The 25,595-nt window shown below is 55.2% G+C and carries 22 protein-coding genes; 12 read left to right on the top strand and 10 right to left on the bottom strand.

The annotated features are described in order from the left end of the window. Positions 1–8: 8 nt before the first annotated feature. Genes FYC48_RS23880 through FYC48_RS23865 form a run of 4 tightly spaced genes read right to left on the bottom strand, consistent with a single transcriptional unit; the run spans position 9 to position 2,973 of the window. Complete coding sequence (locus FYC48_RS23880) at positions 9–1,142, bottom strand: hypothetical protein (protein WP_149499306.1); 1,134 nt, start codon at positions 1,140–1,142, stop codon at positions 9–11. Positions 1,143–1,177: 35 nt separating this feature from the next. Continuing rightward, positions 1,178–1,564: a FliM/FliN family flagellar motor switch protein gene (locus FYC48_RS23875; protein ID WP_149499305.1), complete on the bottom strand. Its 387-nt coding sequence runs from the start codon at positions 1,562–1,564 to the stop codon at positions 1,178–1,180. An 18-nt stretch (positions 1,565–1,582) separates the two neighbouring features. Then, positions 1,583–2,455, bottom strand: coding sequence for a FliM/FliN family flagellar motor switch protein (locus tag FYC48_RS23870; RefSeq protein WP_149499304.1), 873 nt, complete (start codon positions 2,453–2,455; stop codon positions 1,583–1,585). Next, positions 2,452–2,973: a flagellar basal body-associated FliL family protein gene (locus tag FYC48_RS23865; protein ID WP_149499303.1), complete on the bottom strand. Its 522-nt coding sequence runs from the start codon at positions 2,971–2,973 to the stop codon at positions 2,452–2,454. Before FYC48_RS23865 ends, FYC48_RS23870 begins: the two co-directional genes overlap by 4 nt. Before the next feature lie 497 nt (positions 2,974–3,470). Here FYC48_RS23865 and FYC48_RS23860 point away from each other — a divergent pair, with 497 nt between their 5' ends. From FYC48_RS23860 to FYC48_RS23810, 11 genes are all read left to right on the top strand, one after another. Continuing rightward, positions 3,471–4,187 carry a flagellar hook-basal body protein gene (locus FYC48_RS23860; RefSeq protein ID WP_149499302.1) on the top strand — a complete coding sequence of 239 codons (717 nt, stop codon included), beginning with the start codon at positions 3,471–3,473 and terminating at the stop codon, positions 4,185–4,187. Between the two features lie 104 nt (positions 4,188–4,291). Next, positions 4,292–5,071, top strand: coding sequence for a flagellar basal-body rod protein FlgG (gene flgG / locus FYC48_RS23855; RefSeq protein ID WP_149499301.1), 780 nt, complete (start codon positions 4,292–4,294; stop codon positions 5,069–5,071). Between the two features lie 12 nt (positions 5,072–5,083). After that, a complete protein-coding gene (gene flgA / locus FYC48_RS23850) occupies positions 5,084–6,163 on the top strand; it encodes a flagellar basal body P-ring formation chaperone FlgA (RefSeq protein WP_149499300.1) in 1,080 nt (359 codons plus the stop codon). Beyond that, the gene (locus tag FYC48_RS23845) at positions 6,160–6,798 is read left to right on the top strand and encodes a flagellar basal body L-ring protein FlgH (RefSeq protein ID WP_149499299.1); all 639 of its coding nucleotides are present in this window, start codon (positions 6,160–6,162) and stop codon (positions 6,796–6,798) included. The genes flgA and FYC48_RS23845 overlap by 4 nt, the downstream gene beginning before the upstream one ends. Before the next feature lie 53 nt (positions 6,799–6,851). Beyond that, positions 6,852–8,156 (top strand): flagellar basal body P-ring protein FlgI, encoded by a 1,305-nt coding sequence (locus FYC48_RS23840; RefSeq protein ID WP_149499298.1) that lies wholly within the window; start codon positions 6,852–6,854, stop codon positions 8,154–8,156. 17 nt (positions 8,157–8,173) lie between these two features. Next, positions 8,174–8,512 (top strand): rod-binding protein, encoded by a 339-nt coding sequence (locus tag FYC48_RS23835; RefSeq protein ID WP_149499297.1) that lies wholly within the window; start codon positions 8,174–8,176, stop codon positions 8,510–8,512. Positions 8,513–8,581: 69 nt separating this feature from the next. After that, a complete protein-coding gene (gene flgN / locus FYC48_RS23830) occupies positions 8,582–9,109 on the top strand; it encodes a flagellar export chaperone FlgN (protein WP_149499296.1) in 528 nt (175 codons plus the stop codon). Positions 9,110–9,111: 2 nt separating this feature from the next. Beyond that, positions 9,112–11,076: a flagellar hook-associated protein FlgK gene (gene flgK, locus FYC48_RS23825; RefSeq protein WP_149499295.1), complete on the top strand. Its 1,965-nt coding sequence runs from the start codon at positions 9,112–9,114 to the stop codon at positions 11,074–11,076. A gap of 5 nt (positions 11,077–11,081) precedes the next feature. Continuing rightward, complete coding sequence (locus FYC48_RS23820; RefSeq protein ID WP_149499294.1) at positions 11,082–12,539, top strand: flagellin N-terminal helical domain-containing protein; 1,458 nt, start codon at positions 11,082–11,084, stop codon at positions 12,537–12,539. A gap of 343 nt (positions 12,540–12,882) precedes the next feature. Continuing rightward, entirely contained in the window at positions 12,883–13,599 is a 717-nt protein-coding gene (locus FYC48_RS23815) for a ZIP family metal transporter (protein ID WP_149499293.1), read from the top strand. Between the two features lie 647 nt (positions 13,600–14,246). Beyond that, entirely contained in the window at positions 14,247–14,822 is a 576-nt protein-coding gene (locus FYC48_RS23810; RefSeq protein WP_149499292.1) for a hypothetical protein, read from the top strand. Between the two features lie 89 nt (positions 14,823–14,911). On the opposite strand, the gene FYC48_RS23805 is transcribed toward FYC48_RS23810, so the two are convergent. From FYC48_RS23805 to FYC48_RS23790, 4 genes are all read right to left on the bottom strand, one after another. Further along, on the bottom strand, positions 14,912–15,874 hold the full coding sequence (locus FYC48_RS23805) for a nitrilase family protein (RefSeq protein WP_149499291.1): 963 nt from the start codon (positions 15,872–15,874) through the stop codon (positions 14,912–14,914). A gap of 225 nt (positions 15,875–16,099) precedes the next feature. After that, positions 16,100–17,653, bottom strand: a complete 1,554-nt coding sequence (locus FYC48_RS23800) for a protein kinase domain-containing protein (protein WP_149499290.1) — start codon at positions 17,651–17,653, stop codon at positions 16,100–16,102. Positions 17,654–17,693: 40 nt separating this feature from the next. Continuing rightward, entirely contained in the window at positions 17,694–18,629 is a 936-nt protein-coding gene (gene larE, locus FYC48_RS23795; RefSeq protein WP_149499289.1) for an ATP-dependent sacrificial sulfur transferase LarE, read from the bottom strand. Between the two features lie 55 nt (positions 18,630–18,684). After that, positions 18,685–19,617 (bottom strand): class I SAM-dependent methyltransferase, encoded by a 933-nt coding sequence (locus FYC48_RS23790; RefSeq protein ID WP_149499288.1) that lies wholly within the window; start codon positions 19,615–19,617, stop codon positions 18,685–18,687. 243 nt (positions 19,618–19,860) lie between these two features. On the opposite strand from FYC48_RS23790, the gene FYC48_RS23785 reads away from it, so the two are divergent. Beyond that, positions 19,861–20,811, top strand: coding sequence for a ThuA domain-containing protein (locus FYC48_RS23785; RefSeq protein ID WP_160149739.1), 951 nt, complete (start codon positions 19,861–19,863; stop codon positions 20,809–20,811). 176 nt (positions 20,812–20,987) lie between these two features. Here FYC48_RS23785 and FYC48_RS23780 read toward each other — a convergent pair whose 3' ends face one another. Both FYC48_RS23780 and FYC48_RS23775 read right to left on the bottom strand, forming a co-directional pair. After that, positions 20,988–22,469 carry a DUF1501 domain-containing protein gene (locus tag FYC48_RS23780; protein WP_149499286.1) on the bottom strand — a complete coding sequence of 494 codons (1,482 nt, stop codon included), beginning with the start codon at positions 22,467–22,469 and terminating at the stop codon, positions 20,988–20,990. Then, entirely contained in the window at positions 22,466–25,423 is a 2,958-nt protein-coding gene (locus FYC48_RS23775) for a PSD1 and planctomycete cytochrome C domain-containing protein (protein ID WP_235034395.1), read from the bottom strand. The genes FYC48_RS23780 and FYC48_RS23775 overlap by 4 nt, the downstream gene beginning before the upstream one ends. Positions 25,424–25,595 lie beyond the last annotated feature (172 nt).

Below are 25,595 nucleotides of genomic sequence, written 5' to 3'. Positions count from 1 at the left end.
CAGCGCGATCAAGCGGCTTTGTTTCCCTTGGCCAAAAGCATCCGGATCAGATTTTCATCGATCTCTTTCGTCGAGGTCTGATCGACAGTGCTCGTCTGCTTTTGCTTGCGTCGTTCGGCACGACTCAGCTTAATCGTGGGCGGCTCATCAGGTTCCGCCAACGCTTCTGCGACCGACTGCTCGGCGGCAAACGTATGCAAGTCAACGTCGGCGTCATCCAAGGCGTCTTCGAACCGCCCCGGCAGAACGTTCACTGATTTGATACCGGTCGGATCAACGGCGACAAGCACACGACTACTCATGCCGTCAACGAGGTATAGATTCACGCCGCGAGAGACTTCGAGCACTTGATGAATTTTCAGTTTACTCTGCTCTGAGGGACGCACCCTGGACGCCGAATACTTCCCGTTTTGAATCATTCGATAAGCGAGCAATCCGGCAACGGCCAGTGCCAAAACGAAGCAAAGATTGATCGCGATCTTGGTGACCATGTCACTCACCTTCGCATTGCTTTTCGACGGTTCGCTTTCCGCGTTTTCACGATCAATAAACGACTCATAGTGCGACTGGGCATTCCGCGCATTTAGATTTTGCCGTGATTGTACCGCTGTGCTGCCAATCGAATCGCTGCTCACGTCCTCGTAGCTCGCACGACGAACGGTCATCGGCTGCGGTCGCAAAGTAACGGCCGACTCATGATCGGAAGCAAACAGGCCACCCGAATCCCGCTGCGATCGTCGCGGCGATTCTGAATCGACGACACGTCCACCAAGCGGACGCAGTTCGTTGACTGCGTACCCGTCACCGTGCGCGCGGTATGCCGATTCACTTCGATTCTCGCTTGCACCCTGCAAAGACGCAGGCTGACTTGCGGCTCGCTGCCTAGATGCGTGCTGCCCAGATGCGTGCTGAACGGGGCTAAACGAGCGACCGTAGTCTTCATGCCGAACTTGACGAGTTGCTGAATTCGATTCGTTCGACAACTGATCGATAATGCCTTCGAAGCGTCGAGTTTGTGAAGACACCGGATAACGCTGTTGTGCGATCGCCGGAAATGCCATCACGTTGGCAAGCAAAGCGACACCACACAACAACCATGCGTTAAACACGCACTCGTTCCGTCGTCTTATTGTTGTTGGCATCTTTTCATCCATGAGTCTGCCGCAAGCTGCTTGTATTACGTCGAGTAGATCTGCTTGATACGGATCGCGAATTGGTCATCAATCACGACAACTTCGCCGTTCCCCATCGGCACTCCTTGAGCCACGATTTCGACCGGCGCACTGATAGCCCGGTTTAGTTCAACGACGGACCCTTCCGCCAGTCCGATTAACTCTTCAATTGTCAATTGTGTCCGTCCGAGTTCAGCCGTCAGCGTGACATGAACACCACCGAACCTTGCCAAGTCCAAATCACCACCGGACTTTGGCGGATTCGGATTCAGTTGCTCAAATTCCGGAATGTCATCACCGGTGGATTCATCCGTTTCTGCTGTGGGCTCTTCGACCGCGGTTTGCGCGTCTTCGGCTGCTTCTGCTTCGTTGGGTTTCTCTTCGTCGCTCATCAAAGTCTCCTTACGCTATTACTTCTTATTGGTCCGCGATACCTGGATTGCTTGATTATTACCAAGCCGCCCGGGCCAACACTCAAACGAAGAGGCTCCATCGACGGTCGCTGTCATCGGCGCGTCGATTCGCTGGTCGAGCACGATCAGCTGCCCCGGCTTAAGGTCTTTGAGGTCTTTCATAGACACCTTTGCCGAACCCAAAATCGTGACAAGGTCAACCGGCATCTGGATGATCATCTCCTTCGATGGGGACGCCGCCGGAGCTTTTTGGCGATTGTCGACCGTATCTTCGAAGAGTTTTGAGACCTTTTGCTTCGGCAGAAGCCAATGGATTTCAGATGTCGCAGATTTACACTCAACCTTCAGTGTGACACGTGTCATCAGGTCTTTGGCTCGATACAGGCGAAGCTTCCTGGGATCTTTCTCCATCTTGCCCGTCTGGATGGCCATCTCGTCAGTTCCCATCCACCCCTGACTCAGGCAAGCGGCGAAGGTATCGAGCACCCACTGCACCAGATCTGCCTCGATCGCCCCCAATTCAATGTCTTCTTGCGGCTCGGAGGTCTCTTCATCGGACTCTTCCGGCGGATCGAACCCAATTAAGTCGCCAACGACTTTTCGAAAGTTAGCACCGCTGGAATACCAGAGCGTCGGCAGGTCCTCACGAAGGTAGGCGACACAACACCAATCCGTCCTTGGCGTCGCATCCAAAATCGACTCAAAACTGTCGGTCGAGACAGGTCCGAGCACGAGCTTTGCCCCAAAGCCCGTCGCCTGGACCCACTCGTCCGAAAAGAATGAAGTCGACTTGGAAAGCCAAGTTCGGATCGCGGTTGCTGTGTCATCCAGTCCCGCGATTTCGCGAAAATCGAAAGCGCGGAGGGTCATTGCACCTTGAAGTCTTGAAAGAGGACGTCTTGAATCCGTTCAATCCCGTCGGTGAACAACATCTCGTTGAATTTGTCGTGAATCTCTCGGCGCAGCAGGTTGTGCCCCAGCTTGCCACGCACGTCTTCCAACTTCTTGTCGCGCAGGTGCGCAATCAACCAGTTCTTGAGCACGACGTTGTTATCGTCGACCAGTTTCTGCACCGCTTCTTTTTGCGTCCCCGAAACCTGCAACGAAAACGTGCAGGTGAGATAGCGCGAATAGCGGCTGTCATTCAAATTCACAACGACTTCATCGAAGTCCACGAATCCCAATGTCTCGTCGGGTTCGGGGATGTCCATCCGGTTCTCGTCGGGGGCCGGCTGGCTTGCGTCGGTGCTGTTGGAAGGCAAGACGAACAAAGGAACTGCGACACCGGTTCCGGCGCCCATCACAAAGACAAGGCCCCACACAATGAGCTTGCCCAGCTTTCCGCCCTTTTTCTTGTCGTCTGAACCTGATTCGTTTTCGTCTGCCATGGATCAATGTTTGGATTGGGAGGTCGATCGGCATGTTGCCTGAAAAGTATTGGTCGCGGAGAGGCCGCGTGCAGGTCAACGCGACCGACTTATCTTTCCAGATCGTTAAAAGTTATCGACACCGCACAACGTTCAATCCAACACGGAACGATCAAACGCAAGCCATTGAGGGCGAACCCTTAGCGGCATGGAACTCAGTTATCAGAGGCAGACGACGAACTGCAATGCGTTAAACACACACGCGCCTCCCTGCGGCGGGATTCCCACCAGACTTGAGCGGTTGCCGGGGCGACGATTTACGGCGAAAGATGGCCTGAGGCGTGAAGCGACGGCCAACCACCACGGCTCTCGGTGTCCGTTAACCCTCCGCCGTTCTTGCTCAACCGGACCCGATAAGCTCACCGTTGGAAGCGGAATATTCGACACAGCTTATACAGCGATCGAATGCTTGATACCTACCGGTACAAGTCAATTGCAACGTCTACCACGGAAGGTCCATGATCAACGGTCTCTACAGCGGTGCCGCAGCGATGCAAACGCTGGCTCAGCACCAAGAGCTGATCAGCAATAACCTAATGCACGTCAACAGTAGCGGGCATCGCCGTGTTCAACCGGCAGTGCGTCAGCGATTCAACGAGAACACTCCCGAATCATCCTACGACCTTGGTCCCCAGGTCGAGCAGGTGACGACAGACTTTCGCCCCGGCCGCTTGGTCGATACGAACCGGCCCCTCGATGTCGCGATTTCCGGTGACGGGTTCTTCGCCTTTCAAAATGGCGATCAAGAGATTCTCACCCGCAACGGGCGTCTTTTTCGTGACGCCAATAGCGGTGAACTCGTTAACGAAGACGGCTATCCGATCATCGGCGAAAACGGGGCAATCGTGATCGATCCCGAGATCCCTGAACAGAGTATCGGAATCGCAAGCGACGGCACCGTTTCGGCGAACGGAGACGAGATCGGGAAGATCCAAGCCGTGTCTTTTGAAAACAACGAGTCACTCGTTCCGCTAGGTGCGATCGCGTTTACCCGAGGTGCGGAGACAGTCGAGAGCGAAACGCCTGCCAAGATCATCCAGAACAAGCACGAGCTTTCCAACGTGCAGCCGGTCTTTGAATTGATCGCATTGATCGTCAACACGAGACAACACGAGGCGGTCCAAAAGGCGACCAGTTCGCTCGCCGATTCGCTTCAAGAATACATTCGCTCCTAGCAACGATTCACCCCCACGGTAGCGCGGCGTTCATTCATCGGCGCCACCGATTCGAATACCTCCCGTCATACCGACTTCATCATTTTCTCTAACGACCCAGGCCAATGCTAAAAGCTTTCTACTCCAGCGCGACAGGAATGCGTGCCCAAGAGGTGATGATTGACAACACGGCCAACAACTTGGCGAACGTCAACACCACCGGGTTCAAAAGAAAACACGTTAACTTTGCAGACTTGATCTACGATACGAACAGCCCTCCCGGCGCGGCCGGGGCCAATGGGATCATCAAACCGATCGGATTGCAAATCGGTAGCGGCGTTCGTACCGTCGGAACGACGACCCTGTTTTCTCAGGGAACGCCGACAGAAACCGGTATCGATACCCATATGGCGATCGAAGGAGAAGGTTTCTTCAAAGTCACGCAAGGCGCCAACATTGCCTACACCCGCGATGGGTCGTTCGTCCGCGATGACCAAGGGCAGATCGTCACCGCCGACGGCTATATCTTGGATCCCGCGATCACGATTCCTCCGGAAGCGACGAACCTTTCGATCTCTGCCGGCGGTGTGGTCAGCTATCAGGTCAACGGCATCGCCACGACCGGTCCCACCATTCAACTCGCGCGTTTCCCCAACCCCGCCGGTCTACAAAACCTAGGCAGCAACCTTTACGCAGAAACTCCCGCAAGCGGCGCCGAAGTCTTAGGGATTCCTGGTGAAAACGGAAATGGCTTGGTTCGCCAAAATTACATCGAAGGATCGAACGTTGAAGTCGTCTCCGAACTTGTGTCGTTGATCACCGCCCAACGCGCTTACGAAATTAATTCACGGGCGATCCGCGCCGGCGATGAGATGCTTTCCTCGGCTAGCGACCTCGTCCGATAAGGTGGCATCGAGATGAATGCAGTGCAAACCTGTCGATTGAAAGCGAAGCTTACCGGCGCTATCAGCCTCCCTTGGGTCTACCTTCTCGGTCTGATCGCGATGGGCTTCGCTCTCTCAGCGCCAGCGGCGGCGGAACAAGTCGTCGTCCGCATCAATTCAGCACAATCGGCGATCACCGAGAACCCCGTTCGCGTGGGTGATGTCGCGAGCGTGGAGGGCGGAACGGCGACCGACCGACGGCTGATCTCGCGACTCGATTTAGATTCGGTCGAGGATGGTAAGCCCTGCCTCGTCTCTCAACGACAGATTAATACCCGTTTGTTACTCGCTGGTTTTTCGCGTTCCGAATTCCAAATCCTCGGCCCAACCGTAACGTCCGTCGTTTCAACCTCGCCGGATGCTCAATCCCACCAGTTGGCTGCAATCTTGGAAGCACAGCTCGGTCGGCAATTCGGGATCGATCCGAAACGCATCGACATTCGCCTGGACAACACTACCCAAGTCGAATCGTTTCTCAACCAGTTCATGCTATCAGCAGAAACGATCGGACTCTCACCAAAAAACGAACTTCCGATCGGACGAACACGACTGCAGTTGGAATGTATCGCCAAAGGATCAACGCAAACGCGGGTGCCGCATCAAGTTTGGCTTGACGCCACCGTCGGTCTTTCGATGCGCGTCGCCGTTGCATCGACGCCGATCACCCGAGGAGCCGCGATTTCTCCTGGCATGGTGCAAATGGTCGACCGGACCGTGACGACACGCGCCGACTACGTAGATGCCGAAACGGTGACAGGCAAGACGACCAGTCGATACATCGCGCAGGGCACCATTTTGCTCGCCAGTCACCTGATCGCAACCCGCCGCGGACAGGATCAACCGATCGTCAAACGCAATGATTTGATCGATGTGGTCATTCGTGCCGGGACGGGAGAAATTCGCCTTAAAAACGCCCGGGCGATGGAGCCCGGCCGAGCCGGCGAAACCATTGAAGTACTTAACCCGAAATCCGGAAAACGGTTTAACGCCGAAGTGGTCAGCGAAAACGTGGCCACCGTCGCCCCGACCTGGCAAAGGAGACTTGTTCGATGACCCAATACCGCACCACAACGATTTGGATCGGCATCACTTCAATGTTGATGATATTCGTTTCGGCGGACACCGCTACGGCTCAGAGTCTATTTGAACGACGCAGCGCCAACCAAATCGATCAGTACCGCGATTATGTCGCTCGCAACCGCGGCGACACGTTGACGGTTACGGTTGCCGAAAGCACTGACGTCGAAAACCGCGACGAACGGACGATGGAGAAAGAGGGCGGAAGCAGTTCCGCACAAGGTTTCGACTACGCGTTCGGAGGAGACATCGGAAGTAGCACGGGCGATGCGTATTTCGGAACGACCGCCAGCAACGATCGTGACTTTAGCGGTGACGCCGAATTCCGCAGCGCACGTGCGATCAATGACCGCTTTAGTGTCACCGTCGTGGATGTGCTTCCCAACGGCAATCTGGTGATCGAGGGTTTCCGATCGATCAGCGTTCAAAATGATATTCGCCGTCTGCGTCTAACCGGAGTGGTGCGTCAGTATGACATCCTTCCGGGCAACATGGTCCCTTCCAATATGGTCGCCGATTTACGGTTGACACTTGATGCCGAAGGAGCCGAACAAGCCTTCACCAATCAAGGCTGGCTGAGTTCGCGATTCAATCGCTGGTGGCCTTTCTAAACAACGACAAGTCGACGGTGCACAACCAATCTCGTTTGGTAAAAAGAGTTCACGTGAGCAAACGCCTGAATCGCAGATCGATCTTTGGAATCATCGCAGCCATGCTTGTGATGAGCACGGTTGGATTGACGACCGGCGCTAGCGCCCAAGGCTTGCCTGCCTTGCCGCCTGGGGGCGCGCAGCAGCCGGGGATCGGACAAGCCCAGCCCGCCGCGCCCTTGCCTGCGGCACCGCTACAGACTCCGGCAGTCGCCAATCCGCTCAATCCGCTGGCGGGGATCGGTGCAGAACCGAACGCAGGATTGCCTACGCTTCCGTCCGTTCAGTCACGATTCGATCCGACGGTCAGGATCAAAGACATCACTTTCATGGAAGGCGATCGCGTTAACCACGTCTCCGGTGAAGGGCTGGTGCTGGGACTAAGCGGTACCGGTGGGAAGTCCCTGCAAACGCGTCAAATGGCGACGAACTTCTACCTGCGGAAAGGGATGCGTGTTAGCAAAGTTGACACGCAAAACATGTCGGCGGTCTTGGTTTCGGGAAAGATTCCTGCGTTTGCGCGCAAGGGCGAAACGATCCTCGTCACCGTCTCGGTCGCCGATGATGCGTCCAGTTTGCGTGGAGGAACGCTAAACCAAACGGCACTTCGTGGTATCGATGATGAAATCTACGCGATCGCCCAAGGGCCAATCATTGGAGGCGGGATCAGCGCGCAGGGAAATGCGGCCTCCGTTCAGGTGAACCATCCAACCGTCGGTGTTTGCGAGGCGATTGTCGAACGTGAAATCCCTTGCACCAATATCGTCAACCAAGGTCGACTAAGGATCGTCCTGCGAAACAAGTCGTATTCAACGGCGACCGAAATTACCAATGTGTTGAACCGCACATTTCCCGGATACGCGCGTGCGACCGACAGCGGTACCGTTGACGTTTATATTCCTCCGGCATTTCGTGACTCAGTCACCCAGTTTGTTTCGATCATTGGAAACCTGCGTGTCACCCCCGACACCCCGGCACGTGTCGTCATCAATCAAAAGACCGGTTCGGTTGTCTTTGGTCATCACGTCAAGATTGCACCGGTCTTGTTCGCGAGCGAGAACATCGTGATCGCGACCAACGAGACGCCCGTCGTCTCTCAGCCCAATCCGCTCGCCGGTGGTGACACCACGGTCCTTCCTCGGACGGGAATCGAACTATTTGAAAGTGGCGGACGGTACAACGTCCTGCCTGCCGGGATGACGGTCGGTGATTTGGCGACCGCCCTAAACACACTCGCCGTATCTCCGACGACGTTGATCAACATCATGACTTCGCTACGAAATCATGGTGCGTTGAAAGCCGAACTAGTCATTGAATAACTCTGCAGGAAAAAGCAATGGATGCGATTTCATCTAGCATGCCGATGACAGCCCCGACCGGAATGTCAGCGCTCGGGAACGGCGTCGGTGCTTCGGCAGAAAACATGGAACAACTTGGGACCGAATTCGAATCGGTGTTTGTATCCATGCTGCTCAAGGAAATGCGTAATTCTCTTGACGAAGGATTTTTCGGTAGCGAATCGAGTGACTCCTTTGGCGGTCTCTTTGACATGTTTGTCGGTAAACATCTCGCAGAATCCGACGCTTTGGGCGTAGGAAAGATGTTAGCCGGACAATACGAAAGCCAATCTGGCGGCAAACCCTCAGTTGGGGAAAGCCTTTCGCAAGTTTCCTAGTTGCCCAACCGTTAACTAACTGACGGAGCGGGTTGTGATTGATTCACCCCACAAATTGATGGAGTCACCATGAGACTGCAAACCGATCAATACGATGAAATGCTCGAAGGACACCTCGCGCTCGAAGAACGCTTGGCCGAAACGCTCGAAGAGTTAAATCAGGCGATGACCACCATGCTGAACAAGCAAGGTGTCAGGGGGCCGACCCCGGAAGTCCTTGATCAGGTCACGCCGTTAATCGATCGGCTACGTGAGCGTTCTGAACAGAGCCGGCAATCACGTGAGAGATTGCTCGAACAACTTCCCGAATCAGAAGACTCTGCCAAACCACAGTCTCAAGGTCTACGCCAATTGATCCGCCAAGCGTCGGACCATCAGGTCGAATCGTTGGATCAACGGCGGATTGCGGTACGAGACCGAATTGAGCAAGCACGGCATACGCTGACAGCGAATCAAGCCGTCATCTTCTATTCGATGGATTTCCATCGACGATACTTGATGGGCGTCTTGCAGTGCACCGACGACCGCCAAGGTTACCAAGCAGACGGGCAATCGACGAAATTGCCGGCCGAGAAAATCTTCGGAAGGAATTGCTAAGCATGACCAGTTTTAATATCGGCTTGACCGCGCTCCGTACCGCTCAAGTGGCCCTCGATGTTGTCTCCAACAACGTGGCCAATGCGAATACTCCCGGATATCACCGCCGCCGCGTCGAACTCGCCAATTTGAATCCCAACGTGGTCGCCGGACATCGCATCGGCAACGGCGTTGAGGTCAATTACATTCGTCGACTTCATGATCAAGTCACCGAATCGACCCTGACCAGCGTGATCTCCGATGTCAGCTACGTTGAAGCTTCGCTGAACATCGAAAATAAAATCGAATCGACGTTGTTAGCCGGTGACAACGTCATCGGCGATACCCTCAATCAGCTTCTATCAGAGTTTACCAATCTTTCGTCCGGCCCCAACGAAGCGACCCAGCGTCAAGCAGTTCTGGAGTCCGGTCAACAATTTGCCGAAGCGATCCGAAACACCGTCTCGCAGCTGCAGGATCTGAAAAAGACAATTCGCTTGCAAGTCGACAACGAAGTCGAGAACGTTAATGACGAGTTAGCTCAATTGAGCGATCTGAGCGTGCAGATCTCGCGATTCGAAGCCCGCGACCTCGAGCACAATAACGAACTCGATGAACGCGACGCGCTACTCAATCGCCTTGCCGAAATGGTCGGCTTGGTTCGTAGTGAACGACAAGACGGCACGCTAAGTTTGATGATCGGGCGGCACTCCGTTCAACAGGGCGTCAACGAAAACTCGATCCGAGTGGGTGGTTCGCCGGAACAGCTCGAAATCTATATGGACGAACGGCAAACCCCGCTGACCCTGGACAACGGACGAATCGGGGCATTGCTGACCGCCTACAACGAAACGATCCCCGCCTTTGAAGAAAAGCTGAATGAGCTTGCCAATGGCTTGATCAACACGATGAACCAAGTGCACGGAACTGGCGTCGGGCCGGACGGTGGTTTTCAGAACTTAATCGGGAACATCGTTTCTGACTCGTCGACAGATCCGCTTTCCACGGTGATCGAACATGCCGATCTCCAAGCCGGCGAATTTACCATCGGCGTGACCGATGCGAATGGCGTTCGCCAGCTTCATACGATCACCATCGATCCGGACGTCGAGAGTCTCGACGACGTCGCGGCGCAAATCTCCGGGTTATCGGGTTTATCGGCTTCGGTCAGCGCGGCGACCAATCAACTTCAAATCTCTGCCTTGCCCGGCTTGTCGTTCGACTTTGCCGGCGGAGTCGATACCGAACCGGACTTGTCGTCCGTTACCGGCACCAGCGTCGCGCAACTTGGCGGCACCTATGATGGCGACAGCAACGAGACCTACACCTTCCGGGTCGACGGATCGGGAACGATCGGGCGTGGTACCGGGTTGATCGTCAATGTGTTTGACTCGGTCGGCGAACCGGTCGCGCAGCTGAATGTCGGAGAGGGCTACGAAGCAGGTTCTCCGATCGAACTGCCCAACGGAACGACAGTTGCATTCAGTGCCGGAACGCTCAATCATGCCGATGAGTTTTCGTCGACCTTCGTCGGCGACCCTGACCAAGTCGGATTGACGTCAGGCTTACAGCTCAATTCATTCTTTTCCGGAGTGGACGCGAGCACCATCGAAGTGGATTCGAAACTTCTCGATAATCCGACACGCTTGGCGGCGGGAAAAACAGGCGACCTCTCAGATACATCCAACCTGCCAGCATTCATCGCCATCCGCGATGCGACTGTGATGCCGGGGGACCGAACGTTTTCGGAATACCTCGATGAGATTGCAACGGAGATCGGATTCCAAGTGCAATCGAACACTCGTCTCAACGAAAGCTTGACCACGTATAAGCTTCGTTTGGAGGAGGAACGTGATGCGACATCGGCGGTCGATCTAAACGAGGAAATCGTTTATCTGCAGCAGTATCAAAAATCATACGAAGCCGCCGTGCGGATCATCCAAACGACGGACAACATGCTCAACGAGCTATTCTCGATCATCAGGTAACGTTCATGACAACTCGCGTCACCACCGCCGGCTTTACCAGAAACGCGATCCGATTTTCCAACTTGCACAACGCAACGCTGTTCCAAGCACAAAAGGAAATCTCTTCGGGCGTGAAATTTCACGCCGCGTCAGAATCGCCTCTCGAGTTTCGTCAGGTCCGCTCCCTAAAAACGGAATATGTGAAGCTACAGGCCGACAAACAATCGATCCAGATCGCGACGTCGACCTTAAACACAAGCGTCTCCCACCTGCAAGATGCGTCCGATTTGGTCACATACGCGAAAACCTTGGTGCAAAAAGGCATCCAGTCACTCGATCCCGATGAAAGTGAATCGTTGGCGACCGAAATCGAAGCGTTATTGGAACAAGCCAAGTCGATTAGCACGACCAAATTCAACGGGAACTATTTGTTCGGTGGCACCCGATCCGATCAACCGCCCTACGAATTTTCATCACCGACGTTTGAAGACGGTCTACCGATCTCGACCTACATCGGTTCAAGTCAGCGCAGCCAAACTCATATCGGTGAATCGATTTCGATCGATACGTTGTACTCGGGAAAAGAAATCTTTGGTGCTTCGGGGCGTCAATCAACCATTCTTGTTGGCTACAGCGGTGCGAAGCACGGCGGCGGTACTGATACACTGATCGGTCGATCAACGCTTCAGGTACGCCACACGGCGACAAGCTATCTTGGGGCTTCCGGCGTCGCGACCGGCGTAAGTTCCCCCGGTGGTGACACCGTGATCGGAAACCTGGGCGCCCACGAATTGACGATCGAAGACACGAGCGGTACCGGTGCGTTCGGAACGGTGTCGCTTAACGGCGGCGATCCGGTTTCATTCACCAGTGCCGATACCGATCTTCGCGTCGAAGGTCCCGGCGGCCAAGCCGTCTATGTGAACACCACCAGCATTTCTGCCGGGTTTTCCGGGCAAGTCAACTTACAAGCTTCGGGAACGCTCAGTGTCGACAATGGCGCGACGACGGTACCGATCAGCTTTACCGGACAACAGGTGATCACCGACTCGACTACCGGTCGTTACACCACCATCGATACGACCAACATCCAATACGCCGGTGATGACCACTTGGAATTCCCAGGGACATCGGACCTCTTTCAAATCCTTAGCGCGACCGCAGACGATCTCAGAAACCAACGCGACATTTCGGCGTCAGAAGCATCCGAGGCATTGAACCGGCGTTGGACCGAACTGGATCTTGCGGCAAGTCAGATTTTTGAAGCGATGGGGCAACAAAGCACATCGCTAAGCACCATGCAGTCGATTGAGATACGTGTCGAAGACTTGATGCTATCGACCGAAACATCGATTTCCGAAGTGCAAGGGACCGACTTTCCCGATGCCGTTATCCGCATGCAAAACTCGCAGGCGCTACTTCAGTACACGTACGCCGTGACCGCCAACATCTCCTCACTTGGTTTACTAGAGTTCCTTCGCTAGTAGTTCTCGCAAGGTGAAGAAGTAGCGAGTTAGTTGATGTGCTTCCGTAGGCAGACGCGTTGACGCACAGTTGCATCCACGGACTGTCGCCTTATGCCCCCACGGCTTCGCCTAGCTTCACTCCATTTAGCTTCAATGTGGGGTTCGGCATGTTGGCCGACGAGTGTTCACCCGGCTATTGCTTCGCAACCGTGGCAAACGTCATTCGGCTAATCCTAAATTCTGATGATGATTCATCGCTCGACGACGCCCTAGCTTTTCGAATGACTAAGATGACGTACGACCGACGCTTGCTCGTTCGAACCAAAGATTTCGCTAATGACTTTTCAGCCTACGACCGTCGATGCTTTCTGAACCCATCGTGCAGTTGATACTACTGACCGCCATCGCCGGAGGTGCGATTCCGGTTGGCGGTTGGATCGCATCGGTGGAATCGATCCGACCTCAATGGTTAGAAGAAGAACTGCGTCACACGGTGATTGCTTTCGGCGGCGGTGCACTCATTTCGGCGGTCGCCTTGGTATTGGTTCCCGAAGGCATCAAGACAATCGCGACTTGGGAATCGACCATCGCATTTGCGTCCGGTGGTCTCGTTTTTTGGGGCCTGCAAGTTTGGCTCGATCGCAGCGAGTCATCCTCATCGCAGCTCGTCGCAATGTTGACGGATTTTATCCCGGAAGTAATCGCGCTCGGGGCCGTCATTGCGACGGGCGAATCAGGGGCCTTGCTCTTGGCGGCGATCATTGCCCTCCAGAATCTCCCCGAAGGATTTAACTCTTACCGCGAACTTCTCAGTGGCGGTTTGATGCGGGGAAAGATCCTTTTCTGGTTTACCGCTGCGGCAATGCTGGGTCCGTTGATGGGAGCGATTGGATACTTTTTCTTTGCCGAACAACCTCGCGTCCTCGGCTGGATGCAAGTGTTTGCGGCCTCAGGCATTCTGTACTTGGTTTTCGAAGACATCGCCCCGCAAGCAAGGTTGAAAAACAGCAGTCTCCCCCCCTTGGGCGCCGTCCTTGGTTTTCTTCTGGGATTGATCGGCAAAATGCTCGAGGGCTGAAACCTGGTTTTCAGTAACGAGGGTAGTCGAGGCGTTCCGCCCGACACGTCGTCATCCTTGATACCGTACGACGTAAGGAAACTGGAAATGGATTCGATCGCGATCGGACCGATGGCGAAGGGTCTGATAGACCGCACGAAGCCGTCGCACAGTTTTGTCGCGAGGAATCGGCGTTTTTTTCTAGGCGAATCTCGACCAGCTGAAGGTTTCCATCCTAGGTTTCAGCGTTGACCCTCCGACGTCACATCAAATGTTCGAGACAGGTTGTCCTTCGTTGCAATCCAGAATCCGGATGTCATCGAGTTGGCGATGGGCGTTCGTCTCAGTTATTGCCCCCCCCAAACCGATGTCATTTTGCCAACTCCCAAAAAATTTGGTGAGTGACCCGTGCGGGGTATTCGTTGATGCGGCATTCAACGTCAAGAAACGATCGAAGTGTGACGGCCGATGCGTCGAGTCGCACTGATGGAATTTGCCTTCGTCGTCACTTGATTCGTATCCGCGTCAGGTCTCCGAATCACTGATCGCCGACGATCGACGTGAAAGTCAATTTCCCCAAGCACTTCGCGGTGATGACCTACCCAAAAAGTACTTCGGAACATTCGTCGAACTCTGTCGAAACCTCCCTTTCACTGTGGAACTAGCTGATGGCACAAAATCGTGTTGCGTTCATTCCCTGGAACGAAAACCAAGCCGGAAACTTCAAGACGGAATACGAGCAGAACAACGCTCAAAAAGGCGCGAGCCACCACAAACGAACGTGGACGATGGTTTATTTGGATAGCCCGGGGACGCCCCTGGCCGCATTGGGATGTGGCTTTGGAACGCGGATACATATCGCCGGACATGGCGACATCGGGGACCCAGAAATTGCGGCCGATCACGGAACCGGAGGTGCAGACAGAAGCTACACCGAAGTGGTCGACATGATGATTGCCAAAGGGCTTAAGAAGCGATATTTGGGCACGATCGCTTGTGACGTTTGCTACAGCGCCTTGGGGAATCCATCGTTCGCCAAGCTAATGGCACGTGAACTATTTAGCCGAGGCTTAAAGGCGAGCTGTGTCCTCGGTTACAAAGGCAGTCTCTACGCGACCTATGACTCATTCTACGCCGACGGATCGAACATGGGTGGAAAGTACAGTCATCGAATGGTCGAACTGGACGACGGCACAGAGGTCAAATCCAAGAAAGCGCAAGAGCGTTTCTTCGGCTGGACCTAAAAAGGGGTCAGGACTCTTAACTGGCGTTTGGAAACGTCACTGACCGCCGCCGGTCGGTGAATCGATACCAATGGCTACACTGGGATCGCTCAGTTTTCTTTGCGGAAGCGAATGGTGCGTGTGTCTTCTTCGTGCCCCGTTGCGATGGTCAATGGGCGATATAAGTCTGGTCGTCTTGACTTGAGCCAACGACGACCAGTGCTGGTCGGTTGAAGCGTGGGATCCAGATCGGCAACGACCATCATGTCGTCGGCTTTCCATGTTTCAGCCAACGTTTCGCCGTATGGGCCGAGAATCATCGCATTGCCGGTGCGGACCTCATCATCATCGATTCCGACGCCGTTACTGAACAAGAGAAACAACCCATTGTCATGAGCCCGTGCCGGCAACCAGCGGTGCAACCACTGGCGGCCCTTGGGGCCTTGAAATTCAGCCTCGATCGCATCGGGATCGGCGTGCCGGTTCTCCCACAATTCTGTATCGATGACTCCCATACAGTGTGGGCTGGGCGAGTCGCATCCGCCGGTTTGATGCGGGGAGAGCAAAATCTCCGCGCCCATCAGTGCATTGATCCGAGCATTTTCAACGATGTTATTGTCGTAGCAGATCAGCACGCCGACGCGAGCACCTTGAGGAATATCGAAAACTGTGAATTCGGTTCCCGATGATAAATGCTCGCTGATGAAGCAGTGCAGTTTTCGATGTACGGCGACTTCACCGTCGGGCATCGCAACGACATAACTATTGAACATCCGACCGTCGTCGGCGAGTTCGATCAAGCCGGCCCCGATCGTCATGTCAAATTCAACGGCCATTTTCTTCAGTGCCGTCGTCGATGTGCCCCCTTCGATCGGTTCGGCAAGCACTCGGCATTCCCCTTCGGACAGGTTGCGAACATGCCAATATCCGGTCAGACACATCTCTGGAAATGTAATCAAATGAACATTTTGTTGACGAGCTTCTTGAACGAAGTGCCGAACGCGTCCGAGGTTGTAGTCTTTGTCGCCGGGACGATGATTGAACTGAACGGCGGCCGCTTTGATCGGATTCATGACGTCGCAATGGTGGGAGTGAGCAGTCGAACGTAATCGCGTTTCCCTTCTCCGTCACGCTTGCGGGAAAGTGAATGCATGTGGTTGTGACAAGCGAAACCCATTTGCTTCGTCGCTTGTCGCACAACCAAAAAACGCAACTTCAGAAGGCGGAAGGTTCCCCGCCGATGATGCGTTGATTATCAGGCGTGGCAGGGAGCACCAATGTACGCCAGATCGACGTCGTTATGTATCCCGGCTCATTCCCAGAATCGCTTGTTCGCGATAGCTAAAAAGTCGATCGACCATTTCTATTGCGTCGGAATTACTGGCCATCAATTCGGCATAAAGCGATTCGAATTGCAACTTCGCTTCGTCGAGTAATTTGGCGTCCGGCATTTGGTTCGCCACCAGGACGCGACGGGCCCACGCGATCAATTGATATTTCCGGTCGACGTTGGGATCGCTGGTCAATTGGCCGAGTACTTGGTCAGCCGTTCGCAACTGGTCATGCTCGACATACCAACGGGCAAGTTGCAGTTGCGCCTTTGCCGAGTAGGCCCGATTAATCGAGCTTTCGCTTGGGGGGAAGAATTTTGCGATCGCTTCCCAATACGCGACCTTATCTTTTGAAACCGCTTCGAGAAACTGTTCTTCGACGGTGTCCAACTGGGTGACACCATCGGGCGCCAAGTATTCGGACAAACCTGGTTGGCGAATTTGTGATGCGACGAGGACACCGAGTCCACAGAAGACGAGCGGCATCGCGGCAATTGCGATCATTTTACGGCGTGCTTGTTGCGATTGCCGTCGTTGTTCGTCGGCGACCCGCTGCAGCCGCGCGGTGGCATTCGCGGCGCCAATTAAGCGTCGGGCATGACCGGGGCGATCGACATCATCACCGGAGATCGCTTCGAGAAGTTCGGCGGCTGATTGAAAGCGGTCGGCAGGATCTTTGCGAAGCAGTTTTAAGATGATCGCGATCAACCATTCGGGAACATCCTTGTCGCCACGGACGCGATCGATCGGTTTGGGAGTTTCGTTGACATGGGCAAACGCTAGCGCGAGCGGATCATCGGCATCAAACGGCGGAGAACCGGCGAGCAGGTGATACATCATCACGCCGAGCGAGTACAAATCGCTGCGCGGGTCGACTGGCCGACCTTGGACCTGCTCGGGACTCATGTACCGTGGCGTCCCCATCGTCAAACCAGCTTGCGTCAGGTCGGCGCGACTGCCGTCGTTGTCATTTCCAAGGCGTGCCAACCCGAAATCAGCGACCTTGACGGCACCACTTTTTGACCACATCACATTCTCGGGCTTGATGTCGCGATGCGTGATGCCTTCGATCGCCGCGGCGTCGAGTGCCGAGGCGACTCCGTAGAGCACTTCGATCGCTTGCTCGGGAGTGAGCGGACCGTGGCGAACCAAGTACTCTTTCAGATTCTGGCCTTGAACGAGTTCTTGAGCGATGTAGTGCCGCGAGTCGATTTCACCGACGTCGTAGATTTGAACAATGTTGGTGTGATTGAGTTTGGCGGCCGCCTTTGCCTCGCGGCGAAAGCGCGCGATGTAGTCGCGATCTTTGGAGAGCTCCGGACGGAGAACTTTGACGGCGACGTCGCGATCGAGATTCAAATCGCGTGCGGCGTAGACTTCGGCCATCCCGCCACGTCCGAGACGACTAAGGATCAAGTAGGTGGCCAAGTGCGAACCGACCAAACTTCCGCCTATCGACGTCGGCAACGCCATCGTTGGCGTTTCCCCAGATTGGTTCGATGACGACTCTGATTCATTCATGCTGGTTTGGCAGCGTCTTTCGCAAATGAAATGAATATCTTTACCGTAGCGACGGTTCAATCCCTTTGACTTGATGTCGCTGTGGTGAACGATCGCTGTCCCCGATCGAAACCAGGGGGCGATTCAGGCTTCCGCTTTGGAAACCTTCCAGATCCAACGTCACGTATTGGAATCCGAATTCTCTGAACTGTTTCGTAATGGAGCCCCACAACCTTGGTTCGCAAAATCGGTGTATTGCATCCGCCGGTACTTCGATCCTGGCTAGTTCGCCTTCGTGCAATCGAACACGACAGATGGTAAAGCCATGCTGATGGAGCAGGGTTTCTGCCGACTCAACGCGTTTTAAGCGGTCCACCGTCACTTCGACACCGTACGCAATTCTACTGGCCAAACAGGGTGACGCGGGTAGGTCAGCATTGGAAAGTCCCAATTCCTTTGCCAATTGACGCACTTGCGATTTTCCGAACTGCAATTCAGCTAGGGGTTTACGGATCCCAGCGGCGTCGCCGGCGGCGATCCCGGGCCGGTAATCACCCAAGTCATCGGCGTTGGTCCCCGACACGATGAGCCAATTGCGTTTTGTCGCCGAATCCGTCGCGTTGGCGGATTGAACCGCGTTTTTTTTCTCCGCTTCGATCCGGTCAAAGACGGTCGCGTAAAGCGTTGACTTGCAATGAAAGCATCGGTCACGGTCGTTGGCTTGGTAGGCGGGCAGATCCGTCTCCCCGGTTGGGATCAAGCGATGGGGAACACCGAGCTCCTCGGCAACCCGTTTGGCGATTTCGACTTGCCACTGGGCGACGCTGGGCGAAACCGCCGTGACCGCGGTGACCGAAGCAGATGAGTTCCGCAAAGCCGCCGCCAAGACGACGCTGCTATCCACCCCCCCGGAAAACGCCACGACAACGTCCAGGTTCGCAAACCAATCGACCAGTCGCTGCAATTGGTCGCTCGTCTGGGGGAGCTTGCCGATCATCAAATTCGGTGTCCTCGGTTAATAAGTGGATACGGATTCATTTGCCGTTCTTAGGTCAACGATCTTGATCGATCGCCAAACGAACAAAAAAACCGAAGTCGAGTCGCCGCCCTCCGGGTGTCGCAATCGTCAGCCGGTCGAACTGAATCGCCCGTGCAAGTTTACCGCGTCCGACCCCAACTTGTGATGGCAAATTTGACCGCAAGTAATCGACAACGTCACCGGCATCGACCTGAGGTGAATGGCCAGTGATCAACAATCGAAATGCGCATCGATCGAGCAATTCGATGGAATGATCGAGCAATGGCCAGAGGTCTCGTTCCAGCCGCCAAGTTTTTCCGCGCGGCGAGTGCCCGTAGGCGGGTGGGTCCATCACAATCGTTTGGTAACGTCGCCCCCGACGAACTTCGCGGGCGACAAACTTTGCAGCGTCGTCGACCAGGTAGCGTATCGGATGGTTATTCAATTGATTTGCTTCTGCGGCGATCTTGGCGGAAGCAACATTCGGCTTGGCGGCGTCGACATGGGCGACGGCTAATCCGCTGACCGCCATCGCAATCGTACTTGCACCGGTGTAGGCAAACAGGTTCAAGCCTTGTGGATACGGATCAGAATTCGAGTCACTCCCGGGCGTTCGGGCCGCGTCGATGCTTGATAGCGAGTTTTGCCTCAGCCAGGCCCAGTTGGGCGATTGTTCCGGGAACACGCCGACATGCCCAAACGGCGTAGGACTGATCGGCATGACAAAGCCGTCGCAATCCAGTCGGAACGCGGCGTCCCAGGCTCGGCGATGATGCCACCGCTTGGCAGATTTATCGAACACGGAATCAGCGTCCCGCCAAAGCGATCGATCGGCGCGCCGCAACCCTTCCGCGGCAGGTGAAGGTCGGTCTAAAACGCGCATCCCAAAGCGTTCCAACTTTCGCCCATCGCCAAAGTCGAGCAATTGGTAGTGGTTTGATTCCGAATCAGGCAAATTCCTAGGCATTTTATGAGCGTGAACTTTTGCGTCTGATCTGTAAAGGAGACTAGAATGGGCGATGCCCGCCGTTTGAGTTTGGAATCGAGCTATCGATGGCCGCTCAGCACACCCCCTTCAGCCCGCCCATTGGCAGTCCGCACGCTTGCGTTACTGGTTTGGTGTCGAGCCAATACCAATGCCAGCCGGGTTCGGTTCCGACTAACCCCACCAAACATTCGCCCACCTTTCCCTCTCCCGCCAGGTTTTGCAATGACCCTCGGTCGCTCACGGTTTGTTCTTGCGTTATTCGCATCCCTTGCGATTTCTGCGTTGATTCCCGACGCGTCGTTCGCCCAGAACGATTCCTGGGAAACCAAAAAAGCACAGCGTTTCAAACCGCTTTCGGAGGCCCAGAAGAACGCGATCCGAGACGCCATCCCAGCCCCCGTGGTGGCCCCAAAACAAGCTCGACGCGTGCTGGTGTTTTACCGTTGTGACGGCTTTATCCACACGTCGATCCCACATGCAAATGAATCGGTGCGGGAAATGGCGGACAAGACCGGTGCGTTTGAGGCGGACTTTGCGGACACGTACGACGTGTTCTCCGAAGAAAACCTTGCCAAATACGATGCGATCCTACTGAACAACACGACCAAGATGCAGTTCCCGACGGGGGCTGCCCGAGATGCGTTCATGGATTTCGTCTTAGCGGGCAAGGGACTGATCGGTTTTCACGCGGCGAGCGATAATTTCAATCGCCACCCGGACTGCTTAGCACTGATCGGCGGCACGTTTGCCGGACACCCCTGGGGCGCTGGTGGGAAATGGGCGTTCAAGTTGGATGATCCCGAGCACGTGCTCAACGCCGCATTCGACGGCAAGGGCTTTTGGCATTCCGACGAGATCTACCAATACAAGCCCGAGTCATATGTGGGCCCGAACGTGCTGCGGATTCTGGTCAGTTTAGACATGACACAGGATGCCGTCTCGAGCCGGATCGACGACGGGCCTCGCGAAGTCCCCGTTTCCTGGGTTCGCAAAGCTGGCGAAGGTCGTGTGTTCTACACGAACTTTGGCCATCGTGAAGACACCTTTGCCAGTCCGGTGATCGTCAAACACATGCTCGACGGGATCCAGTTCGCCCTCGGTGACTTGGACGCAGACATGATTCCCACGGCGGAGATCGAATCACCCAAGGTCGCACTCGCCCCGAAACGATGATTAATATCAGGTCGATTGGCGAACCGGAACTCACGAAGCGTTTCGGTAGGCGGCCACGAAAGGCCGAAAGCCTCGGCGGCTTCCGCTACGGCCTGAGTTTGTGCGCAGGAACCGCACGCTATCGCGTTGCGGCTGATTAATTCAACAAGGCGTTCAACGGCCGAAAGCCTCGGCGATTAAGCGAGCAACTCTTCGATAACGCGTGCCGGTTTGACGCCGACCAGCTTTTGATCGAGGCCTTGGAACGGGTACACCAGTTTGTTGTGATCGATGCCAAGCAAATGTTGCATCGTCGCGTGAAAATCTCGCAATTGCACCGGCGAGTGCGCGACCTGGTACCCCAGTTCGTCGGTCTCACCATACGTCGTCCCGACATTGACGCCTGCCCCTGCCATCCAGAACGTGAACGCGTTGGGATTGTGATCGCGACCTTTAAAAGGAGCTTTCACCCCGCCACGGTTCTCGGCCATTGACGTCCGTCCGAATTCACCACCCCAAACAACGAGTGTGTCTTCGAGCATCCCTCGACGTTCCAAATCATTGAGCAGTGCGGTCATCGGCCGGTCGACCTGGCGGCACTTATTGACGAAGCCTTTTTCTAATGCTTCGCTCGCGTTACTGCCGTGGGTATCCCAACCCCAATCATAAAGCTGGATGTAGCGGACGCCGCGTTCGGCCAGACGCCGTGCGAGTAAACAATTATTGGCGAACGATTCTTTGCCCGGTTCGACGCCGTACTCTTCATGGATCGCCGCGGATTCTTGCGATAGATCCATCGCGTCTGGGACCGCAACTTGCATACGAAACGCCAGCTCGTACTGCTTCATCCGTGTCAACGTTTCTGGATCACCAAAGGCTTGATGGTTGATCGCATTCAGACGATCGAGAGCCTTCAATGTCGCTTCCCGCTCGTCACGGCTGACGCCATCAGGATTGGAAACGTTGAGCACCGGGTCGCCTTTCGATCGGCACTGCACGCCTTGATAAACCGAGGGCAAGAAACCGCTACCCCACAAAGCTTTCCCGACACGCGGTTGACGCCCTCCGGAGAGCAACACGATGAAACCGGGCAAGTCTTCGTTTTCACTGCCCAATCCCCAAGTCACCCAGGAACCGATCGATGGGTAACCAATGCGGGCTTGTCCGCACTGGACCATCAATTGGGCGGGGCCGTGATTGAACTGGTCGGTTTGCATCGTTTTGACAAAGCAAACTTTATCGACGACCTTTTGGAAGTGCGGTAATTGTTCGGAGACCCAGGCACCGCTTTCGCCGTACTGTTTAAAGTCGTAGATCGGTCCGAGCAGCTTCGGGGTCCCCTGGATGAACGCGAATTGACCGTTTTCGAGAAACTCTTGCGGGCAATCCTGACCGTCGAAACGCTGTAACTCTGGTTTGTAGTCAAACAGTTCGAGCTGGCTGGGCGCACCAATCATGTGCAAGAAGATGACTCGCTTGGCTCTCGCTGTCGGTAGATGAAACCCGCCTCCCTGACCTGACGCCAAGGCTTGCTGCTGGGACAGCTGCTGTTGGGCCATCCAGGTGGCGCCCAGGCCGGTCGCGCAGGAACGCAAGAACTGACGCCGGGTATCGAGCTGCAATTGTTCGGCCGTCGCTTCGGATTGGAGCGACTGACGGCGACTGGAAAGAAAACTCATTTACAAAGTACCTCGTCCATATTCAGTAAGACGGTGGCGACCGACTGAAGGGCTTGTGGGTCTTTCTCCGAAGCGATCTCGTGGCTGAGTGTTGTCAACGCTTCGAGTTCTTCGGCCGAAGGTTCCCTGCAGGTGGCCAATCGGAAGCCATGTCGAATTTGTTCGGCCAACGCCCCCTCGTGTCGACGCATTCGCTCGGCCAGGGCGGCCGATGCTTCGACGAAGGTGGCGTCGTTTAATGTCATCAGTGCTTGCGTGGGTGTGTTTGAAGCAACACGACGGACGGTACAGAACTCGCGCGACGGGGCGTCAAACGAGGCCATGATCGGATACGGAATCGTTCGTTTGATGTAGGTATACACGGTTCGACGATAACGATTCGGGTCTGATTGCTCCGGCGTTCGCCATTTGTCCCCGGCATTGAACGGATTCCAGATCCCATTTGGGATCGGCGGGTGCACCGGTGGCCCGTACATGGTTTGGCTCAGCAACCCCGAAATCGCCAACGCTTGATCGCGAATCGTTTCGGCGGGCAATCGAGTTCGCGGTCCGCGTGCGAGCCATTGATTGGAAACATCTGCGGCAAGCTTTTCTTCGCTAGCTGCGGAGGATTGGCGGTACGTTGCACTGGTCAAGATTTCCCGCAGCAGTCGCTTCACGCTCCAATTCATTTCCGTTTGAAAACGGTAAGCGAGGTCGTCAAGCAACTCGGGATGCGAGGGGCGTTCACCGGCGATGCCAAAATCTTCTTCGGTTATCACTAGGCCCATCCCAAAGACGCGTGACCAAATCCGGTTGACCGCAACGCGCGCGGTCAGCGGATTCTTCTGGTCCACAACCCATCTCGCCAAGTCCAATCGACTCGGTTCATCGTTACCAAGCTCGGGCAAGAACGCCGGCGTTGCCGGAGTGACCTCGTCGGTCTTGGTCAATTGGTTGCCACGATCAAAAATAAACGAAGGCCGCGCCCACTGGTTCGAACGCTCCGCCATGACTGGGGTGTTGGTCGATCGGATGCGCCGACGCTGACCGCGAAGCTCCGACGCTTCGCCACGCAACTGATCGGTTCGCTCAAGCCAACCTCGCCAAACTTCGTCGCCGCTTAGCCTCACATAACCACGATGGGCAACAAGCGGAAACGCGCCCGTTTCGACTCCGTTAAACGAAAGATGAATCTCGAGTTTTTTTCCCTCATCGATCTGCAACGGTTCCGCGAGAACAAAGGTCGTGCTTCGAGGGTAGTGGATCCGTGAATATGGGCCGGCACCGTTACGTGTCTTTGGGTTTAGACTGTCATTAGGACTAATGATCGGATTGGGTTCGTCGGAGACTACTTGGGCGATCTTGATTGACTGTTTCTCGTCGCCATCGCCGAGCACATTGACTTCAAAGTGGCTGATCAGGTATCCCCATTCGGAATGTGCCTTGGCACGCTCGACGTTCTTGGGCAGACCGGTGAACTGGATCGCGGTGATCGTTTGATTCGCCGGCGACTGACCGGTCAGCGTTACTTTGGTGCTCCGAGCGACCGTGCCTACGGTGGCGTAACCGTCATGCCCGTCGATCGTCTTGTTTTCGACTTTGGTCGAGTTGTTCGTTGTCGAAGACTCGACGCTCCACGATTGCCATTGGCCGGCTTTGGAAAGCGCCTTCTCAGATTCGTGCCAAATTTCGTTGTTAACCGCTTCGATTTGACGATCCAGTTTCATCGCCCGGTCAAAGTCGTCGATATCGTTCGGAAAGGCATACGTCGGTGCGTCGCTACCGAGATCGCTATCGACGGTGTTGTTAAAGAACGCGAGGAACTTGTAGTACTCGTCGTGTTCGATTGGATCATAGGGATGCGAATGGCATTGAACGCAGCCAAACGACAATCCCATCCACGTCTGCCACGTGGTGCTGACACGGTCCATGACCGCTTCGGTTCGGAACGTTTCGTCATCGGTTCCGCCTTCTTCGTTTGTTTGCGTCGTTCGGTGACAGGCCGTCGCGAGCAGGTCATCGAGCGAAGGTTCGTCCAATAAGTCGCCCGCGAGTTGCTGAATCGTGAAGACGTCGTAGGGCACGTCTGAATTGAACGCCCGGATCACCCAGTCGCGATACTGCCAAATGTTTCGGCGACTATCGAGGCCCAGTCCCCTGGAATCGGCGTAACGAATGATGTCCAGCCAGATACTTGCCCAGCGTTGGCCATAGCCCGGAGAGGACAACAGGCGATCGACCGCTTCGGCGTACGCCCGATCCCCGTTCTGGTCGACACGGATCTGAAACGCGTCGGCCTCTTCTGGTGTCGGAGGCAACCCCGTCAGTTCCAACGACACCCGTCGCAGCCAACGAACCGGGTCGGCTTCTGGATTGGGCGAAAGATCTGCATCGCGCATCTTCTCGAGTACGAATCGGTCCAGACGAACACGACTGAATTCGTCCGCGTCGAGTTTCGGCAACCGTTGGCGAATAAGCTCTTCGAATGACCAATGCTTGCCCCATTTTGCGCCCGCGTCGATCCAAGCACGTAGCGTCGCGATCTCTTGTTCGTTGAGCCCGCGACCATGCTCCGGAGGCGGCATTCGAGAGTCATCATCGTCGTCAAGCAGGACACGCTCGATCATCGCCGAGGATTCGCTGTCGCCGGGTTCGACCACCCAGGAGACGCTTTCTTCGTAGACAAAGCTGACGTCACCGGCTTGTTTGACGCCGCCGTGACAGGCCACACAGTGCTCGTTCAAAATCGGTCGAACATCACGGTTGAAATCAACCGTCTCGGTCGTGACTGTCGCAGGCGTCTCTGCGGAATGAGCCTGATCCGGCATCCACCAGACTACCGTGACAGAGGCGATCACGAGCGACGTCAATCCAATGGGTGGGGTACGCTTTAACTGCATCTTGATTAAGAAGGGGGCGTCCAAAAGCAAATGAAAGACAACGATATTCAATAAATTGGCGAGTTTTCTCATTGCCAGCGTCCACATGAACGCCTCAACAGACAGAACTCCCCCCTTATGTTATCCCGATTGGCAATCGATAACACCATCGCTGCCATGATCGTGCGTGGATTCTCGGGAATCTGACCTGGTCCTTCTGGTGAACGAATACGCTGCACCGGCGACCAGACCGGTCAACCGAGAG

Source organism: Roseiconus lacunae, from assembly GCF_008312935.1.
GTDB classification, from domain to species: Bacteria; Planctomycetota; Planctomycetia; order Pirellulales; family Pirellulaceae; genus Stieleria; species Stieleria lacunae.
This window is presented reverse-complemented; position numbering and strand designations above follow the sequence as displayed.

Excerpts from the sequence above, each read along its gene's own strand:
- FYC48_RS23880 (WP_149499306.1), bottom strand. The coding sequence starts at position 1,142 with ATGCCAACAACAATAAGACGACGGAACGAGTGCGTGTTTAACGCATGG.
- FYC48_RS23865 (WP_149499303.1), bottom strand. The coding sequence starts at position 2,973 with ATGGCAGACGAAAACGAATCAGGTTCAGACGACAAGAAAAAGGGCGGA.
- FYC48_RS23820 (WP_149499294.1), top strand. The coding sequence starts at position 11,082 with ATGACAACTCGCGTCACCACCGCCGGCTTTACCAGAAACGCGATCCGA.
- flgG (WP_149499301.1), top strand. The coding sequence starts at position 4,292 with ATGCTAAAAGCTTTCTACTCCAGCGCGACAGGAATGCGTGCCCAAGAG.
- FYC48_RS23875 (WP_149499305.1), bottom strand. The coding sequence starts at position 1,564 with ATGAGCGACGAAGAGAAACCCAACGAAGCAGAAGCAGCCGAAGACGCG.
- FYC48_RS23775 (WP_235034395.1), bottom strand. The coding sequence starts at position 25,423 with ATGAGAAAACTCGCCAATTTATTGAATATCGTTGTCTTTCATTTGCTT.
- FYC48_RS23785 (WP_160149739.1), top strand. The coding sequence starts at position 19,861 with ATGACCCTCGGTCGCTCACGGTTTGTTCTTGCGTTATTCGCATCCCTT.
- flgN (WP_149499296.1), top strand. The coding sequence starts at position 8,582 with ATGAGACTGCAAACCGATCAATACGATGAAATGCTCGAAGGACACCTC.
- FYC48_RS23805 (WP_149499291.1), bottom strand. The coding sequence starts at position 15,874 with ATGAATCCGATCAAAGCGGCCGCCGTTCAGTTCAATCATCGTCCCGGC.
- FYC48_RS23860 (WP_149499302.1), top strand. The coding sequence starts at position 3,471 with ATGATCAACGGTCTCTACAGCGGTGCCGCAGCGATGCAAACGCTGGCT.
- larE (WP_149499289.1), bottom strand. The coding sequence starts at position 18,629 with ATGATCGGCAAGCTCCCCCAGACGAGCGACCAATTGCAGCGACTGGTC.
- FYC48_RS23810 (WP_149499292.1), top strand. The coding sequence starts at position 14,247 with ATGGCACAAAATCGTGTTGCGTTCATTCCCTGGAACGAAAACCAAGCC.
- FYC48_RS23780 (WP_149499286.1), bottom strand. The coding sequence starts at position 22,469 with ATGAGTTTTCTTTCCAGTCGCCGTCAGTCGCTCCAATCCGAAGCGACG.
- FYC48_RS23835 (WP_149499297.1), top strand. The coding sequence starts at position 8,174 with ATGGATGCGATTTCATCTAGCATGCCGATGACAGCCCCGACCGGAATG.
- flgK (WP_149499295.1), top strand. The coding sequence starts at position 9,112 with ATGACCAGTTTTAATATCGGCTTGACCGCGCTCCGTACCGCTCAAGTG.
- FYC48_RS23815 (WP_149499293.1), top strand. The coding sequence starts at position 12,883 with ATGCTTTCTGAACCCATCGTGCAGTTGATACTACTGACCGCCATCGCC.
- FYC48_RS23845 (WP_149499299.1), top strand. The coding sequence starts at position 6,160 with ATGACCCAATACCGCACCACAACGATTTGGATCGGCATCACTTCAATG.
- flgA (WP_149499300.1), top strand. The coding sequence starts at position 5,084 with ATGAATGCAGTGCAAACCTGTCGATTGAAAGCGAAGCTTACCGGCGCT.
- FYC48_RS23870 (WP_149499304.1), bottom strand. The coding sequence starts at position 2,455 with ATGACCCTCCGCGCTTTCGATTTTCGCGAAATCGCGGGACTGGATGAC.
- FYC48_RS23790 (WP_149499288.1), bottom strand. The coding sequence starts at position 19,617 with ATGCCTAGGAATTTGCCTGATTCGGAATCAAACCACTACCAATTGCTC.
- FYC48_RS23800 (WP_149499290.1), bottom strand. The coding sequence starts at position 17,653 with ATGAATGAATCAGAGTCGTCATCGAACCAATCTGGGGAAACGCCAACG.